This is a genomic window from Burkholderia sp. MS389 (assembly GCF_016899425.1).
GTDB lineage: Bacteria > Pseudomonadota > Gammaproteobacteria > Burkholderiales > Burkholderiaceae > Burkholderia > Burkholderia sola.
On sequence record NZ_CP045995.1, the window covers coordinates 2,370,282 to 2,387,172 of the forward strand.

Sequence of the window (16,891 nt, forward strand, 5' to 3'; positions counted from 1 at the left end):
GACGCTAAGATCGCCGCTCCCGTAGATCGAGCGTCAACAAGAATGAAAAAGTCCGCGTCGCCGTTGCATGCTTTTCGTTTCCGTGTCGTCTGCGCCGCGATTGCCGGCGCGGTGTCGCTCGCGTCGTGCGGCGGCGTCGACAGCAGTCCGCCGCCGCAGGCCAGCGCGACGCCCGCGGCCAAGCGCCCGAACATCCTGTACATCATGGCCGACGATCTCGGCTATTCCGACATCCATGCGTTCGGCGGCGAAATCAACACGCCGAACCTCGACGCGCTCGTCGCGTCGGGCCGCATCCTGTCGAACCACCACACGGGCACTGTTTGCGCGATCACGCGCGCGATGCTGGTGTCGGGCACCGATCACCATCTCGTCGGCGAGGGCACGATGGGCGTGCCGACCGACGAGCGGCGCGGGCTGCCCGGCTACGAGGGCTACCTGAACGATCGCGCGCTGTCGTTCGCGCAATTGCTGAAGGACGCCGGTTATCACACGTATATCGCGGGCAAGTGGCACATCGGCTCGGGCATCGTCGGCAGTGCGACGGGCAGCGGGCAGACACCCGACCAGTGGGGCTTCGAGCGCAGCTACGTGCTGCTCGGCGGCGCGGCGACGAACCACTTCGCGCACGAGCCGGCCGGCTCGTCGAACTACACGGAAGACGGTCGTTACGTGCAGCCGGGCCAGCCCGGGCAACCGGGGGGCACGGGCGGCAGCCCTGCCGTGTTCTATTCGACCGATTTCTATACGCGGAAGCTGATCTCGTACATCGATGCGAACAAGCAGGACGGCAAGCCGTTCTTCGCGTACGCGGCCTACACGTCGCCGCACTGGCCGCTGCAGGTGCCCGATCCGTGGCTGCACAAGTACGCGGGCGTGTACGACGCCGGCTACGACGCGATCCGCAACGCGCGGATCGCGCGACAGAAGGCGCTCGGCCTGATTCCCGCCGATTTCAAGCCGTTCGACGGGCTGCCGGAGACGACGGCGGCATCGCCCGCGACCGCGAACAACGGCACGGCCAGCGCGAAGTACATCAGCGCGGTGCATTCGGCCGCGGACGGCTACAGCGACTACGGCTCCGGCAAGGTCGACAGGCTGTGGTCGAGCCTGTCGCCGGCCGAGCGCAAGGCTCAGGCGCGCTACATGGAAATCTACGCGGGGATGGTCGAGAACCTCGACTACAACATCGGACTCCTGATCCAGCATCTGAAGGACATCGGCGAATACGACAACACGTTCATCATGTTCCAGTCGGACAACGGCGCGGAAGGCTGGCCGATCGATTCCGGCGCGGACCCGACGGCGACCGATACCGCGAACGGACAGGACCCGATCTACTCGACGCTCGGCACCGACAACGGCAAGCAGAACGCACAGCGCCTGCAGTACGGGCTGCGCTGGGCCGAAGTGAGCGCGGCGCCGTTCCGGCTCACGAAGGGCTATTCGGGCGAAGGCGGCGTGTCGACGCCGACGATCGTGCACCTGCCGGGCCAGTCGCAACCGTTGCCGACGCTGCGCGCGTTCACGCACGTGACCGACAACACGGCGACGTTCCTCGCGGTTGCGGGCGTCACGCCGCCGTCGCAACCGGCGCCGCCGCTGGTCAACACGCTGACGGGCGTCGACCAGAACAAGGGCAAGGTCATTTACAACAACCGCTACGTGTATCCGGTGACGGGCCAGTCGCTGCTGCCGGTGCTCACCGGTTCGACGACGGGCGAAGTGCATACGACGCCGTTCGGCGACGAAGCATACGGCCGCGCGTATCTGCGCAGCGCCGACGGTCGCTGGAAGGCATTGTGGACCGAGCCGCCGCTCGGCCCGCTCGACGGTCACTGGCAGCTTTACGATCTCGCGGCGGACCGTGGCGAGACGACCGACGTGTCGGCGCAGAACCCGTCGGTGATCGGCACGCTGGTCGATCAGTGGAAGACCTACATGAGCAACGTCGGTGGCGTCGAGCCGCTGCGTCCGCGCGGCTACTACTGATCGCGAGGCGACACGATGCGGTTGCGTTTCTGGACGATCGGCGCGGCGCTGGCCGCCACGCTGTTCGCCGCCGCGTTCGCGGTGGGTTATGCGAATCCGGCGGTGCCGGCAGGCGGCGCGTTCGACGATCTGAATCGCGGCCGCGCGCTCGCGCCGCTCGGTTCGGAGCGCGAGTGCAAGCGCTATTCGGGGCTGCCGGCGAAGTGGCGCGACGATCCGAAGGCGGGCATGGTGCACTTGCGCGGCGGCGCGTTCGTGTTCGGCAGCACGCGCGGCTATGCGGACGAGCGTCCGGCCGGCGACGGCGCGACGCGCGTCGGCGGCTTCTGGATCGACCAGACCGACGTGACGATCGCGCAGTTCGCAGCCTTCGTGCAGGCGACCGGTTACGTGACCGAGGCCGAGCAGCAGGGCGGGGCGGCGGTGTTCCATGTGCCGACGCGCGACGAGATGAATGCACGCGACCTCGCGTGGTGGTCGTGGGTGAAGGGCGCGTCGTGGCGGCATCCGCGCGGGCCCGGCAGCGACGTGGACGGGCTTGGCAACCTGCCGGTGACGCTCGTCACGCAGCGCGATGCGCTCGCGTATGCGCACTGGCTCGGCCGCGACCTGCCGAACGAGGCCGAATGGGAATACGCGGGCAAGGCCGGCCGCGACGACGCGTCGCTCGATGCGGCGCCGCGCGACGCCAACGGCAAGCCGGCCGCGAACTACTGGCAGGGCGCGTTTCCGGTGCTCGACTCGGCCGAGGACGGTCACGCGGGGCTGGCGCCCGTCGGCTGCTATGCGGCGAACGGCTTTCGTCTTTACGACATGATCGGCAACGCATGGGAATGGACGAAGGATGCGTACACGGGCCCGCATCAGTCGCATACGAACGGCGACACCGCAGCCGTCGCACCGTCGACGCGCCGGCACGATACGCCGATGGTCATCAAGGGCGGCTCGTTCCTGTGTTCGCGCGATTACTGCGTGCGCTATCGCGCGTCGTCGCGCGAACAGCAGGAAGCGGATCTCGGCGCATCGCATATCGGGTTTCGCACGATCCTGAGGGACGCGTCGTGACCGCGGGCATCGGGCGATTCGTTTCGGCGTGGCTGCTGGCTGCCTGCGCGGTGATGCAGCAGGGTTCGGCGATGGCTGTCGAAGCCGCCGCACGTGCCGCACCGGCAGTGCGCGTCGGCGTCACGCGCGGCGTGCATGCGCAGATCCTCGACGAAGTGAAGAAGGTGGCCGCCGCGCGCGGGCTGGGCGTCGACGTCGTCGAATTCGACGATGCGTCGCGCATCGACACGGCGCTGGCCGACGGGCGGATCGACGCGGCCAGCTTCGAGGATGCGCAGCGCCTGAGCGCCACGCGCGCGGCGAAAGGCTATGCGCTGACCGCCGTCGCGCCGACGGTCACGCTGCCGATGGCATTCTATTCGCGCAAGCTGAAGAACCTGAACGAACTGCAACCGGGCGCGACGGTCGCGCTGCCCGCCGATCCGCGCGGGATGGCGCGCTCGCTCGTGCTGCTGCAGAACGACACGCTGGTGACGCTGCGCGAAAAAGCCGGCCTGCATGCGACGCTGCGCGACGTGACGGGCAACCGGCTCGCGCTGAAATTCGCCACGCTGCGCCGCGACCGGCTTTACGCGGCGCTCGACACGGCCGCATTCGTCGCGATCGACAGCGACGACGCGGCACGCGCTGGGCTGCAGCCCGCGCGCGACAGCATCAGCCTCGAGGACGCCCGCTCGCCGTATGCGAACGTGCTCACGGTGCGCGACACTGATCGTGCGAAGCCGTGGGTCGCGCAGCTCGTCGCCGCGTATCACTCGGACGACGTCGCGCGCTTCATCCTCACGCGCTACCAGGATTCGGTGCGGCGGCCGTGGTAGACACCTACCTGCTCGCGTGCAACGCGTGCGGACGCTGCTGCAACAGCGCGCCGACGCTGTCGTTGCGCGAACTGTTCCGGCATCGGCACCGCTTCGTCGGCGCGTTGACGATTCGTCGCGTGCCGAAGCGGCGGATCGGCGAACGCTGGCAGGCGGGCGGGCGCGAGCACACGCTCGATGCGGACGACGTCGCGGCCGCCGATGCGCTGGCGGACCGGCTGTTTCATCGCGGCGGCGGCGTGCACGGCGAATGGCTCGCGCTGACGCTGCAAGGCTACGACTATCCGTCGCTCGGCCGTTGCGCGGCGCTCGCCGACGACGGCCGCTGCGGCGTGCACGCGAACAAGCCGTCGATCTGCCGCGCGGTGCCGCTCGATCCGATGCTGCCCGACCGGTTGCAGGCCCGCGTGCTTGCGGCACGACACGACGATGCGGCGTGGCTCGGCGCGAACTGCATCGTCGAGGCCGGGAGCGTGCAATCCACAAACGAATCGTCGTTCCCGATTCCGCTGGTGACGGCCGGGCAGGTCGCGGATCGTGCGGCGCTCGACGCGTATCGCGATGCGCTCGTATTCGAGCGCGCGGTGTGGCGTGACGCCGTATTCGCGTCGCTGACCGACGGCGGGCAGGACCTGCGCGATGCGCTGTCGCGGCTGGCGCCCGGCGGCTACCTGACCGTGTCGATCGTGCCGGTCCTGCTCGTCGTCGCTCAGGTATCCGCGCATTGCCGCGCGCTGTGCGTCGACTTCATCGACGCGCAGTTGGCGTTGATCGGCGCGAACGTCGAAGCGGCGCTCGCGCGTCGACGGTCCGACGACCGGCCGGCGACGCACGAATTGCGTGGCTTCGCGCAGGCGCTGGAACGGGCGCGACAAGCGCTCGCAGCCATGCCGTCACCCACTGCCGCCACGCGCGACGATGCGTCATGGATCGACGCGTGGCTCGACGATCGCGCCGCCGCCGCTCCGCTCGCCGCTTGACGACGATCGCGGCACGCCGTGCGTGCCTTACACTTGGCGCTCTTTCATCGTGGCAGAGTGAGCGGGCATGTACGCGTCGACCTTCATTTTTCGTGCCGGGCAGTACGACGACGAATTCCACCGGCTCGACCGGCAGATCGCCGACATGGCGCGCGCGACGCCCGGTTATCTCGGCGAGGAAACGTGGGAGAACGCGGAAGCCGGCTTGATCCAGAATATCTACTACTGGGAATCCGAGGCGGCGCTGCGGCAGTTGATCCAGCATCCCGCGCATCTCGAAGCCAAGGCGAAGCAGGCGCGCTGGCTGGACGGGTATCGTGTCGTGATTTCGCAGGTGCTTCGCGAGTACGGCGACGGCAAGCTGACGCCGTCGCGTGCGGAGCCCTCCGCGTAACGGTCGCCGGTCACGCGGTCGCGCCGGTCTCTCCCGGCGTGGCCGGTTCGCGCGCCGCGCGCTCCCAGATCGGGAACGTCGCGTTCTGGATCGACGTCTGCGCGTCGATGACCTTGCGGTGGTCGATGCCGGGCAGGTCGAGCAATCGGTCGACCGCCGCCTTCGCGCCTTCGGCATCCTGCGGAAAGGCACACGCGAACTGCTTGTTCGTATCGAACAGGATCCACCAGACATCCGACACGAACGGCCCCTGGTCGTTGGTTTCGATCAGGATCGCGCCGAGGTCGGACAGCGCGATGCCGCGTGTCGTCCCGGTCTGATCGGTCGACGCGATGCGCGTATCGGTTGCCGTCACGGTCCAGCCGCGCTGCCGGGCAGGCGGACGCGTCGATGCCGGCGCGGCATTCGGCCGGGCCAGGCCGCCGGTGCCGGTGACAGCATCGTTCGGTACGACCCCATCCACGGCGCCGACGGCACCGCTTCGCGTCACGCCATCCTGCCGCTCGCGCCCGTCGATCCACGGCAGCGCGGCGGCGCCCACCATCGCCGCGATCCACAAGTAGTACCCGGCCCCGAACGTGCGGATCGTTTCGTAGTTCGCATCGGTCGGGATCGTATGCCAGCCGAGCGCAAAGACGACGACCACGGCCAGTAGCGCCGACACGGTACGGCTCGGCCTGAGCAGCGCGACGACGAGCAGCGGGTTGCCGAGCCACGCGAATTGCAGGTCGAGGATCGCGAGCGGCCCGAGCGCGAGCACGGTGTAGCCGTGCAACCAGCTTACCGCGCCGACCGCATTCGGCGGTTCGGCCGCGACGGGCAGCAGCAGCGACGCGACATACAGCGCGACGATCACGACGCGCGCGAGGTTCAGGCGGGACGAAGTGGAGCGGATCTGCATGTTGCCTTCTCGTGGTGCACGATCATGCGAAGCGACGAATGCCGGACGGCCGGGCGGTCATTCACGATGCGCGGCGCCGATGTGGCGACGCGCCGATCGCGATTGTGGGCGATTCGCGCGGCGATGTCGAACGTGCGTCATCCAGCGCGTCGGGGTCAAAGCGCTTCGACCAGCAAGCGCGTGCTCTTTTCGCAATACTCGTGACACGCCGCCCGCGCGGCGATCGACGCACCGTGCACGAACCGCGGCGCGTCCGTTCGCCGCGACATCGACACGACGATCGACGGCGGCGACGGCTGCAGCGGCAGCTCGACGACTTCGCCGCTTTCGATCAGCGCATCGACGAACAGCACCGGAATCGCGGCGACGCCGAAACCGTCGCGCACCAGTTGCACGATCACCGAGATCGATGGCGACCCGGTGATGCGCGTCTCCGACAGCGGCACGCCGTGCGCATGCGCGAGCGTGCGGACGATGTCTTCCAGCGCGCGATGGGGCGCTGTGCCGCGCCCGTAGGTGAGGATCGGCTGGCGCAGCACCTGCCGCGCGAGGCCGGTGCGCGTGTTCGGCAGCAGCCCGGCGCGCGCGATCCAGCGCACCGGGTAGTTCGCGAGCGCGTCGCACACGACCGACGCCTCGTCGCTGCCTTCCACGCGAATGATCAGGTCGAGTTCTCCGGCCATCAGCCGGCGCTGCAGCACGACGCTGACGTCGACGGTCAGGTCGATTTCCAGTTGCGGGTAGTCGGCCGCGAGCCGCCGCATGTAATGCGGCAGCCAGCTGTGCACGACCGTCTCGATCACGCCGAGCCGCAGCTTGCCGCGCAGCGCGCGCTCGCCGGACGCGGCGGCCTGCAGTTCCTGCGTCGCCTCGACGACGGCCTTCGCATAGCCGAGCAGGTATTCGCCGTTGGGCGTGAGCCGGAACGCGCGGCTGTCGCGATCGACGAGTACGGTATGCAGTTCGTCCTCGAGCGCCTTCAGGCGCTGCGAGATCGCGGCCGGCGTCGCGTGCAGCGCGGCCGCGGTCGTGCGGAAGTTGCGCAGCTTCGCGAGCATGACGAAGGTTTCGAGAAAACGCGTGTTCATGGCAGTCGGGCGAGCAATGGATGCGCAGCTTGCCGGCGACGAAAAGTGAACGGGACCGGGGAAAACCCGCAGACCCGTTAAGAAATTCTATACAACGGGCGCAAAAAAACTCGTTGGCGACAAAATTTTTTCCTTTCTATTCTTCGCCATATCCGATGACACACCACCGTCATCGCCCCGCCATCCCGATCTGCGACCGACCATCATGACGCCTTCCGAATTCCGCCAGTCCGTGCGCCGCGGCGCGTTCCGAGGCCCGACCGCCGGCCATTGCGGTCCGTTTGCCCAGGCGAACCTCGCGATCCTGCCCGACGCGTATGCGCACGATTTCCTGCGCTTCTGCCAGGCGAACCCGAAGGCCTGCCCGCTGCTGGGCGTCGGCGAACCGGGTGCGTTCCGGATCGCCGCGCTCGGCGAGGATCTCGACATCCGCACCGACGTGCCGAGCTACAACGTATATAGGGACGGCCGCCTGACCGAGCAGGTCGAATCGCTCGAAGCGCTGTGGCGCGACGATTTCGTCGTATTTGCGATCGGCTGCTCGTTCTCGTTCGAGGACATGCTCGCCCGCGAAGGGATCGGGTTGCGCCACGTCGAGGAGGGGCGCAACGTGCCGATGTACCGCACGTCGATCGCGAACCGCCGCGCGGGGATTTTCGGCGGCCAGCTGGTCGTGTCGATGCGGCCGCTGCGCGGCGCCGACGCGATCCGCGCGGTGCAGATCACGAGCCGGTTTCCGGGTGTGCACGGCGCGCCGATCCATATCGGCCATCCGCGGGAACTCGGCATCGAGGATCTGGACGCGCCCGAATTCGGCGACGCGGTGACGATCCGCGACGGCGAGCTGCCGGTGTTCTGGGCGTGCGGCGTGACGCCGCAAACCGCGCTGATGGACGCGAAGCTGCCGATCGCGATCGCGCATACGCCCGGCCACATGCTGATGACCGACATCACGAACGCGTCGCTGGCCGTGTTCTGACCCGCCGGCCCCGCACGCGACACACCTACGACAGACACACAGCACCACACGCCATTTGATCGGCGCACAACGACAGGAGTACCACCATGGAAAGCAAGACCTTCGCGGCGCCCGCCGCCGAGCCCGCGAGCCGCGAGCGCAGCGGCCTGTTCTCGTGGTACGCGGATGCGCAACCGCGCGAACGCCGCGCGTTCTGGAGCTGCAAGGTCGGCTACATGCTCGACGGGATGGACACGCAGATGCTGTCGTTCGTGATCCCGACGCTCGTCGCGACCTGGGGCATCTCGTTGGCCGACGCAGGCTTCATCGGCACGATCACGCTGCTCGCGTCGGCGCTCGGCGGCTGGATCGCCGGCATCCTGTCCGACCGGATCGGCCGCGTACGCACGCTGCAGCTCACGGTGATGTGGTTCGCGGTGTTCACCGCGCTGTGCGGGCTCGCGCAGAACTATCACCAACTGGTCGCGGCGCGCGCGCTGATGGGCTTCGGCTTCGGCGGCGAATGGACGGCCGGCGCGGTGCTGATCGGCGAAGTGATCCGCGCGCGCGACCGCGGCAGGGCGGTCGGCCTCGTGCAGTCGGGCTGGGCGATCGGCTGGGGGCTGTGCGCGCTGCTGTATGCGCTGCTGTTCTCGGTGCTGCCGGCCGAGCAGGCGTGGCGCGCGCTGTTCCTCGTCGGCCTCGCGCCCGCACTGCTGGTCGTCGCGATCCGCCGCTACGTGAAGGAGCCGGATGTCTACGAGAAGGAGAAGGCCGCGCAGGCGCAAGTGGCCGATGCGCCGCGCCTCACCGAGATCTTCGCGCCGAAGCTGATCACGACGACGCTGCGCGCGGCGCTGCTGACGACCGGCGCGCAGGGCGGCTACTACGCGATCACGACGTGGCTGCCGACCTTCCTGAAGACCGAGCGGCACCTGACGGTGATGGGCACCGGCGGCTATCTCGCGATGATCATCTTCGGTTCGTGGGTCGGCTACCTGACGAGCGCGTACCTGACCGACCGACTCGGCCGCAAGCCGAACTTCATCCTGTTCGCGGTCGGCTCGATGGTGATCGCGTTCGCGTACACGTCGCTGAACCTGACCAACGCGTCGATGCTGTGGCTCGGCTTCCCGCTCGGCTTCTTCGCATCGGGCATCTTCTCGGGGATGGGCGCGTTCCTCACCGAGTTGTTCCCGACCCGCGTGCGCGGCTCCGGCCAGGGCTTTTGCTACAACGTGGGCCGCGCGATCGGCGCGCTGTTCCCGTTCCTGATCGGCGCGCTGTCCAAGCAGTACGGGCTCGGCACGAGCATCGGCATCTTCGCGGTCGCCGCGTACGGCGTGGTGATCGTCGCCGCGCTGACACTGCCCGAGACCCGCGGCCGCGAACTCGACGCCGCCTGACCGACGGCAGCGGCGGGGCCGTCGGCCCCGCGCTTTTTTCCCTTTTCATCGACACCGTGACACGGCGTGCGACGCGCGCCGTGCGGCGGCGCTCGTCCCTCGATTCAACGACGCATCGACCGACATCATGACTGACCGACACCTTTCCTCCGTTCCCTCCGACGCCGCGCGCTGGCAATTCTGGATCGACCGCGGCGGCACGTTCACCGACATCGTCGCGCGGCGGCCCGACGGCACGCTCGTCACGCACAAGCTGCTGTCGGAGAACCCCGAGCAGTACCAAGACGCGGCCGTGGCCGGCATCCGCCACCTGCTCGGCCTCGCGGCCGGCGAGCCGATCACGCCCGCGCAGGTCGACATGGTGAAGATGGGCACGACGGTCGCGACCAACGCGCTGCTCGAACGCAAGGGCGAACGCACCGCGCTCGCGACGACGCGCGGTTTTCGCGACGTGCTGCGTATCGCGTACCAGAACCGGCCGCGCCTGTTCGATCTCGACATCGCGCTGCCCGACGCGCTGTACGAGACGGTCGTCGAGATCGACGAGCGCGTCGGCGCGCACGGCGACGTGGTCGTGCCGCTCGATGTTCAGGGTGCCGAAGTGTCGTTGCGTCGCGTGTTCGACAGCGGCGTGCGTGCGCTCGCGATCGTGCTGATCCACGGCTATCGCCATACCGCGCACGAACGGATGCTGGCGGCGCTCGCGCGCCGCATCGGCTTCACGCAGGTGTCGGTGTCGCACGAGGTGTCGCCGCTGATGAAGATGGTGTCGCGCGGCGATACGACCGTGGTCGACGCATACCTGTCGCCGATCCTGCGCCGCTATGTCGAGCAGGTCGCGCACGAGATGCCCGGCGTGAACCTGCAGTTCATGCAGAGCAGCGGCGGCCTCACGCGCGCCGACGCGTTCCAGGGCAAGGATGCGATCCTGTCGGGCCCGGCCGGCGGCATCGTCGGGATGGTGCGCGCGGCGCGTGCGGCCGGCTTCGAGCAGGTGATCGGCTTCGACATGGGCGGCACGTCGACCGACGTGTCGCACTACAGCGGCGAATTCGAGCGCGTGTTCGAGACGCAGGTGGCCGGCGTGCGGATGCGCGCGCCGATGATGAGCATCCACACGGTCGCGGCCGGCGGCGGCTCGGTGCTCGGCTTCGACGGCGCGCGGCTGCGCGTCGGACCCGAATCGGCCGGCGCGAATCCGGGGCCGGCGGCGTACCGGCGCGGCGGCCCGCTGACGGTGACCGACTGCAACGTGATGCTCGGCAAGATCCAGCCCGATCATTTCCCGCGCGTGTTCGGCCCGCATGCGGACCAGCCGCTCGATCGCGACGGCGTGGTCGCGAAGTTCGCGGCGCTCGCCGACGAGATCCACGCGGCGACCGGCCGGCGCGAGACGCCCGAGGCGCTCGCCGAAGGATTCCTGGAGATCGCGATCGGCAGCATGGCGAACGCGATCAAGAAGATCTCCGTGCAGCGCGGCCACGACGTGTCGCGCTACGTGCTGACGACGTTCGGTGGCGCGGGCGGCCAGCACGCGTGCGGCGTGGCCGATGCGCTCGGGATGACGCAGGTGTTCGCGCATCCGCTCGCGGGCGTGCTGTCCGCATACGGGATGGGCCTCGCCGACCAGACCGCGATGCGCGAGCGCGCGGTGGAAGCCGTGTTGTCCGACGAATCGCTGACGGCGCTGAACGCGGCGCTCGACCGGCTGGCCGACGAGGCCATCGGCGCGCTGCTCGAACAGGGTGTGCCGCCGGAGCGGATCACGACCGAGCGACGTGTGCACCTGCGCTACCAGGGCACCGATTCGGCGCTCGACGTGCCGGCCGGCTCGGTCGCGGCGATGCAGCAGGCGTTCGAAACCGCATATCGGCAGCGCTACGCGTTCCTGATGCCCGGCACGCCGCTCGTCGCCGAGCTGGCGTCGGTCGAGGCGATCGGCCGCTCGGACGCGCCGGTCGACATCGCGCCGCTCGCACCGCGCGAGGCGGGCGCGGCGCCGCAAGCGCACGCGGCCGTGCGCTTTTATTCCGGCGGCCAGTGGCACGACGCGGCGCTGGTCGTGCGCGACACGCTGCGCGCCGGCGACGCGATCGACGGCCCCGCGATCGTCGCGGAGCAGAACGGCACGACCGTCGTCGAACCTGGTTGGCGCGCGGAGATGACCCCACAGGGCAATCTCGTGCTGACGCGCACAACGCCGCTGCCGACGCGCCGCTCGCTCGGCACCGACGCCGATCCGGTGCGGCTCGAGATCTTCAACAACCTGTTCATGTCGATCGCCGAGCAGATGGGGCTGCGGCTGCAGAACACCGCGTACTCGGTGAACATCAAGGAGCGGCTCGACTTCTCGTGCGCGATCTTCGACGGCGACGGCAACCTGATCGCGAACGCACCGCACATGCCCGTGCATCTCGGCTCGATGGGCGAGAGCATCCGCACGGTGATCGAGCGCAACCGCGGCCGCATGCGCGACGGCGACGTGTTCATGCTGAACGACCCGTACCACGGCGGCACGCACCTGCCGGACGTGACGGTCATCACGCCGGTGTTCGCGGACGGCGCCGACGCGCCGCTGTTTTACGTCGGCTCGCGCGGCCACCACGCGGACATCGGCGGCACGACGCCGGGCTCGATGCCGCCCGATTCGACCCATATCGACGAGGAAGGCGTGCTGATCGACAACTGGCAGCTCGTGTCGGCCGGCGTGCTGCGCGATGCCGAGACGCGCGCGCTGCTGGCATCCGGCCGCTATCCGGCGCGCAACGTCGAGCAGAACATGGCCGACCTGCGCGCGCAGGTCGCCGCGAACCAGAAGGGCGTCGACGAGCTGCGCCGGATGGTCGCGCAGTTCGGCCGCGACGTCGTGCTCGCGTTCATGACGCACGTGCAGGACAACGCCGAAGAAGCGGTGCGGCGCGTGATCGGCGCGCTGCAGGACGGCGCTTACCGCTATCCGCTCGACAACGGCGCGGAGATTCGCGTCGCGATCCGCGTGGATCGCGCGGCGCGGTGCGCGGAGATCGATTTCACCGGCACGTCCGCGCAGCTCGACAACAACTTCAACGCGCCGAAGGCCGTCTGCATGGCGGCGGTGCTGTACGTGTTCCGCACGCTCGTCGGCGACGACATTCCGCTGAACGCCGGCTGCCTGAAGCCGCTGACCGTGATCGTGCCGGCCCGCTCGATGCTGAACCCCGACTACCCGGCGGCCGTCGTGTCGGGCAACGTCGAGACGTCGTCGGCGATCACCAACGCGCTGTACGGCGCGCTCGGCTGCGTCGCGTCGAGCCAGGGAACGATGAACAACTTCACATTCGGTAACGATCGAGTCCAGTACTACGAGACGATCGCGGGCGGCAGCGGCGCGGGCGACGGCTTCGCGGGCGTCGCCGCGGTGCAGACGCACATGACGAACTCGCGGCTCACCGATCCGGAGGTGCTCGAATGGCGCTACCCGGTGCGGCTCGATTCGCACCGGATCCGCGCGGGCTCGGGCGGCGGCGGGCGCTGGCGCGGCGGCGACGGCGCGGTGCGGCGGATCCGCTTCCTCGAGCCGATGACCGCGTCGATCCTGTCGAACAACCGGGTCCACGCGCCGTTCGGCGCGGCGGGCGGCGAAGCCGGCGCGCTCGGCCGCAACACGATCGAGCGGGCGGACGGCACGGTCGAGGCGCTCGACCACATCGGCCGCGCGCAGATGGCGCCCGGCGACGTGTTCGTCGTCGAAACGCCGGGCGGCGGCGGCTACGGCGCGGCAGGCTGAGCCCGCGCACCCGGCGCGGATGCGCCGCGCCGGGTGCGACGGGGGCGGGCGGAGGATATTGCAACGAACTGTGGAATAAAGCCGCGTATTCGCGCACGAACGGAATCAAAAAACACGGGAAACTGCGGATCACGGGATCCGATTCGACCCTGCCGCCACAGGCTCCCGAAAGATCAGGCCCCATATCGATGGACCGGCCCCGAACGCCCGCCCGGCGGGGCTTTGGGGCCTGGCACGCCGCTCCCGATGCGCACCGCCCCGTGCGCGCATTCGCCAGCCGCCAATCATGAAAACTCCGGTCTGCCAATCGAGTCCCGATTCCTTGACACACTTCTCTAAATGTGAGTGCAAATCTTCATTGTCATTTGATAAGATGGCTCTCATCATTCCGTAAGGCAGAACCTGCGCGCATCACGCGCGAACGCCGGTCGCATCAGCTGCAAACAAGTACGGGACGAGGCCGCTGTCACGGCAATCACGGCCGCCCTGCGGGGCACGTGCGTCGCGGCCCGGGAAGGCGGTGGGGTCACTCGCCTCCGTCTACACTGTGCGTTTTTTTTGGATCGGGGCGTGTCCATGGATGACGAAAACGATAGCGCGGTGCTCGAGGCGCACGTCGGTACGCGCAGCCCCTGCTGGCGTCTCGGCAGCGACAGCAATGCACTCGAACTGGCCGCGGTCCGCGGGCTGACCAACGTCGCGGTCGCGCTGACGGTCGAACAGGCCGGGCGCATCCGCGCGCTGACCGGCGTCACGTCGCACCTCGTGCTCGACATCGTGCTGTTCGGCAGCACGGTCAGCCTCCACCTCGTCGGCAGGAAGGTCAATACGGTCGACTGGGCCGGCACGGCGTCCGCCTATTCCGATACCGAGTCCGTCGCCGGCGACCTGTCGCACGGGCTCGCGTTCGCCGAGCAGGTCGTGTCGGAAGTGAATTCGCTCGTCGTGATCCTCGATCGCAACGGGATGGTGCAGCGCTTCAACCGCCTGTGCGAGGAAGTGACCGGCAAGCGCGAGGTCGACGTGATCGGCCGCAGCGCGTTCGAGCTGTTCATGAGCCCGGAGCAGGGCGCGCAGTCGCGCACCAACATCACGGGCTTCTTCGCGAGCAACCAGTCGTTCGCGGTCGAGCGCTACATCAATACGGTCAACGGGCCGCGCCTGTTTCAGTTCCGCAACAAGTTCGTGCAGAGCGGCAGCGGCGTCGAAGAGCAGTTCCTGATCTGCTCGGGCATCGACATCACCGAGGAGCGCAACGCGCAGCAGCGGCTCACCGAACTCGCGAACACCGACGTGCTCACCGGGTTGCCGAACCGCCATGCGATCAGCGAGCGCATCCACGCGGCGATCGCGCAGGAGGACGCCAATACGCGCGGCCAGGTCGGCATCCTGTTCCTCGATCTCGACAACTTCAAGCGCGTCAACGATCACTACGGGCACATCACCGGCGACCGCCTGCTGCAGGACGTGTCGGCGATCATCAACGGCTGCCTGCCGTCGGGCGCGACGCTCGCGCGGCTCGGCGGCGACGAATTCCTCGTGCTGTTCGAACACGGCACGCGCCCGCTGCTCGAAGCGACCGCGCAGATCATCCTCGAACGGCTGCGCACGCCGATCCATCTCGGGCTGATGGAGGTCTACACGAGCTGCTCGATCGGCATCGCGATGTACCCGCAGCACGGCGATTCGCTCGAGACGCTGATCCGCTGCGCCGACACCGCGATGTACGTCGCGAAGGAGGAAGGCAAGCATACGTATCGCGTGTTCTCGCTCGAGATGAACCAGAAGGTCGCGAAGTACATGTGGCTCGACACGAACCTGCGCAAGGCGCTCGAGGAAGAGCAGTTCGTGCTGTACTACCAGCCGGTCGTCGATATCGCGACGGGCGACGTGCACGGCGTCGAGGCGCTGATCCGCTGGCAGTCGCCCGATCGCGGGCTCGTCGCGCCGATCGAGTTCATCCGTTTCGCGGAAGAGTCGGGGCTGATCGCGCCGCTCGGGCGCTGGGTGATGCGCACCGCGGCCGCGCAGGCCGCCGCGTGGAAAGCGAAGGGGCTCGGCATCCGGATCGCGGTGAACGTGTCCGCTCGGCAGTTGCAGGACATGAACATCGTCCATCAGTTCGCGTCGATTCTCGATGGCGCGGGGCTGAAGCCCGGCCTGCTCGACATCGAGCTGACCGAGAGCTGCTTCATCGAGGACGAGGAGGCGGCCATCGGGCTGATGCGGCAGTTCCGCCAGCTCGGCGCGGAGATCCATCTCGACGATTTCGGCACCGGCTATTCGTCGCTGTCGCAGTTGTCGCGTCTGCCGCTCGACGCGATCAAGCTCGATCGCACCTTCATCACGGCCATCGACCGCAACCCGCGCTCGCAGGCGCTGGTGCACTCGGTCGTGTCGCTCGCGAAGGCGCTGAATTTCGCGGTGGTCGCCGAAGGCGTCGAAACGCATGCGGAAGCCGAATTCCTCAAGCAGCTCGACGTCGATCACGCGCAGGGCTACTACTACGCGCGGCCGATGCCGGCGCAGGCGTTCGAGGCGTGGCTCGCGGAGACGAGAAAGCTCAGGCTGATCGCCTGAGCGTCGTTCCGGAAAAAGGCGCCGCCGGCCGTCGGCGGCGCCCGTCGCATTACACCGTGCGCAACTTCGACACGCGCCGGTTCTGCAGCATCACCAGGCGTTCCATGTACGCGAGGTCCTTCGGCTCGATCGTGAACGCCGCATGCACCCACGCTTCCGTGATGTCCATCAGCTCCGAGCGCGACAGCTGGAACACGCGATCGCGGGCGCGCAGCATCGCGCGGATGCCGTTCAGCTTCGGCTTCGCCACGTCGATGAAGGTGCGCGTCGCCAGATACGCATCACCTGCTTCGAACGTCTCGTCGATCAGCCCCTGATCTTCGTACCACTCGGCCGCATGCGCTTCGCCGGTCGCGATCAGCGATTCCGCGAGGCCGCGGTTCGCCTTGCGCGCGACCAGCGAATAGCCGCCCATGCCCGGGAACAGGTTGAACGCGATCTCGGGGAACCCGAGTTTCACGCCCTTCTGCGCGAGCACGTAGTGATGCGCGAGCGCGGCCTCGAAGCCGCCGCCGAGCGCGCTGCCCTCGACCATCGCGATCGAGATCGCGCCGGTGCCGAAGCCGGTGTAGATCTCGTACACGCCGTCGATGCACGAGCGCGCGTAGGCCATCAGTTGATCGCGCCGGCCGCTGCGGATCGCGTCGACGAAGAAGCTCAGGTCGCCGCCGACGTTGAACAGCTCGGGGACGAGCGAGCCCGTCACCCAGAAGTCGAACGTGAGGCCCGAGTCGCGTGCGACGCGCGCGAGATGGATGATGTCGGTGACGAGTTGCTGGTTGAAACACGGCCGCGGCTCCGATCGCAGCATCATCCACATGACATTGCGGCCTTCTTCGTAGAAGGCGGTCAGTTGCGAGAGTTCGCCGGCTTCGTAAAACGGGCGGCATGCCGGATGAGATTGGAGTTGCATGGTATGTCCTCGTGAGATGTGGTTTTTAAA

The 16,891-nt window shown here is 68.3% G+C and carries 12 protein-coding genes; 9 read left to right on the plus strand and 3 right to left on the minus strand.

Annotation, left to right across the window (positions count from 1 at the left end; translation table 11 throughout):
* The first annotated feature begins 42 nt into the window (after positions 1-42).
* The 5 genes from GJG85_RS27045 to GJG85_RS27065 all read left to right on the plus strand — a co-directional run bounded on the left by GJG85_RS27045 (position 43) and on the right by GJG85_RS27065 (position 5,249).
* Positions 43-1,992 (plus strand): arylsulfatase, encoded by a 1,950-nt coding sequence (locus GJG85_RS27045; RefSeq protein ID WP_089489016.1) that lies wholly within the window; start codon positions 43-45, stop codon positions 1,990-1,992.
* A gap of 15 nt (positions 1,993-2,007) precedes the next feature.
* Positions 2,008-3,057, plus strand: a complete 1,050-nt coding sequence (locus tag GJG85_RS27050; RefSeq protein WP_050017239.1) for a formylglycine-generating enzyme family protein — start codon at positions 2,008-2,010, stop codon at positions 3,055-3,057.
* Between the two features lie 53 nt (positions 3,058-3,110).
* The gene (locus tag GJG85_RS27055) at positions 3,111-3,875 is read left to right on the plus strand and encodes a MetQ/NlpA family lipoprotein (RefSeq protein WP_239469001.1); all 765 of its coding nucleotides are present in this window, start codon (positions 3,111-3,113) and stop codon (positions 3,873-3,875) included.
* On the plus strand, positions 3,869-4,855 hold the full coding sequence (locus GJG85_RS27060; RefSeq protein ID WP_050017238.1) for a YkgJ family cysteine cluster protein: 987 nt from the start codon (positions 3,869-3,871) through the stop codon (positions 4,853-4,855). The genes GJG85_RS27055 and GJG85_RS27060 overlap by 7 nt, the downstream gene beginning before the upstream one ends.
* A 67-nt stretch (positions 4,856-4,922) precedes the next feature.
* The gene (locus tag GJG85_RS27065; protein WP_050017237.1) at positions 4,923-5,249 is read left to right on the plus strand and encodes an antibiotic biosynthesis monooxygenase; all 327 of its coding nucleotides are present in this window, start codon (positions 4,923-4,925) and stop codon (positions 5,247-5,249) included.
* 10 nt (positions 5,250-5,259) lie between these two features.
* Here the strand turns inward: GJG85_RS27065 and GJG85_RS27070 are convergent, their stop codons facing one another.
* Both GJG85_RS27070 and GJG85_RS27075 read right to left on the minus strand, forming a co-directional pair.
* The gene (locus GJG85_RS27070; RefSeq protein ID WP_124679491.1) at positions 5,260-6,150 is read right to left on the minus strand and encodes a hypothetical protein; all 891 of its coding nucleotides are present in this window, start codon (positions 6,148-6,150) and stop codon (positions 5,260-5,262) included.
* 155 nt (positions 6,151-6,305) lie between these two features.
* Positions 6,306-7,238, minus strand: coding sequence for a LysR family transcriptional regulator (locus GJG85_RS27075; RefSeq protein ID WP_050017235.1), 933 nt, complete (start codon positions 7,236-7,238; stop codon positions 6,306-6,308).
* A gap of 205 nt (positions 7,239-7,443) precedes the next feature.
* On the opposite strand from GJG85_RS27075, the gene GJG85_RS27080 reads away from it, so the two are divergent.
* From GJG85_RS27080 to pdeR, 4 genes are all read left to right on the plus strand, one after another.
* Positions 7,444-8,217 carry a putative hydro-lyase gene (locus tag GJG85_RS27080; protein ID WP_050017234.1) on the plus strand — a complete coding sequence of 258 codons (774 nt, stop codon included), beginning with the start codon at positions 7,444-7,446 and terminating at the stop codon, positions 8,215-8,217.
* An 86-nt stretch (positions 8,218-8,303) separates the two neighbouring features.
* Positions 8,304-9,602 carry an MFS transporter gene (locus GJG85_RS27085; protein ID WP_204384055.1) on the plus strand — a complete coding sequence of 433 codons (1,299 nt, stop codon included), beginning with the start codon at positions 8,304-8,306 and terminating at the stop codon, positions 9,600-9,602.
* A gap of 127 nt (positions 9,603-9,729) precedes the next feature.
* A complete protein-coding gene (locus GJG85_RS27090) occupies positions 9,730-13,368 on the plus strand; it encodes a hydantoinase B/oxoprolinase family protein (protein WP_050017232.1) in 3,639 nt (1,212 codons plus the stop codon).
* A 576-nt stretch (positions 13,369-13,944) separates the two neighbouring features.
* Positions 13,945-15,948, plus strand: coding sequence for a cyclic di-GMP phosphodiesterase (gene pdeR, locus GJG85_RS27095; protein WP_050017231.1), 2,004 nt, complete (start codon positions 13,945-13,947; stop codon positions 15,946-15,948).
* Positions 15,949-15,997: 49 nt separating this feature from the next.
* Here pdeR and GJG85_RS27100 read toward each other — a convergent pair whose 3' ends face one another.
* A complete protein-coding gene (locus tag GJG85_RS27100; protein WP_050017230.1) occupies positions 15,998-16,861 on the minus strand; it encodes a crotonase/enoyl-CoA hydratase family protein in 864 nt (287 codons plus the stop codon).
* Positions 16,862-16,891 lie beyond the last annotated feature (30 nt).

What these genes read in the sequence shown, in the direction of transcription:
- GJG85_RS27045 (WP_089489016.1), top strand. Translation starts at nt 43, where the DNA reads ATGAAAAAGTCCGCGTCGCCGTTGCATGCTTTTCGTTTCCGTGTCGTC.
- GJG85_RS27050 (WP_050017239.1), top strand. Translation starts at nt 2,008, where the DNA reads ATGCGGTTGCGTTTCTGGACGATCGGCGCGGCGCTGGCCGCCACGCTG.
- GJG85_RS27055 (WP_239469001.1), top strand. Translation starts at nt 3,111, where the DNA reads ATGCAGCAGGGTTCGGCGATGGCTGTCGAAGCCGCCGCACGTGCCGCA.
- GJG85_RS27065 (WP_050017237.1), top strand. Translation starts at nt 4,923, where the DNA reads ATGTACGCGTCGACCTTCATTTTTCGTGCCGGGCAGTACGACGACGAA.
- GJG85_RS27070 (WP_124679491.1), bottom strand. Translation starts at nt 6,150, where the DNA reads ATGCAGATCCGCTCCACTTCGTCCCGCCTGAACCTCGCGCGCGTCGTG.
- GJG85_RS27075 (WP_050017235.1), bottom strand. Translation starts at nt 7,238, where the DNA reads ATGAACACGCGTTTTCTCGAAACCTTCGTCATGCTCGCGAAGCTGCGC.
- GJG85_RS27080 (WP_050017234.1), top strand. Translation starts at nt 7,444, where the DNA reads ATGACGCCTTCCGAATTCCGCCAGTCCGTGCGCCGCGGCGCGTTCCGA.
- GJG85_RS27085 (WP_204384055.1), top strand. Translation starts at nt 8,304, where the DNA reads ATGGAAAGCAAGACCTTCGCGGCGCCCGCCGCCGAGCCCGCGAGCCGC.
- GJG85_RS27090 (WP_050017232.1), top strand. Translation starts at nt 9,730, where the DNA reads ATGACTGACCGACACCTTTCCTCCGTTCCCTCCGACGCCGCGCGCTGG.
- pdeR (WP_050017231.1), top strand. Translation starts at nt 13,945, where the DNA reads ATGGATGACGAAAACGATAGCGCGGTGCTCGAGGCGCACGTCGGTACG.
- GJG85_RS27100 (WP_050017230.1), bottom strand. Translation starts at nt 16,861, where the DNA reads ATGCAACTCCAATCTCATCCGGCATGCCGCCCGTTTTACGAAGCCGGC.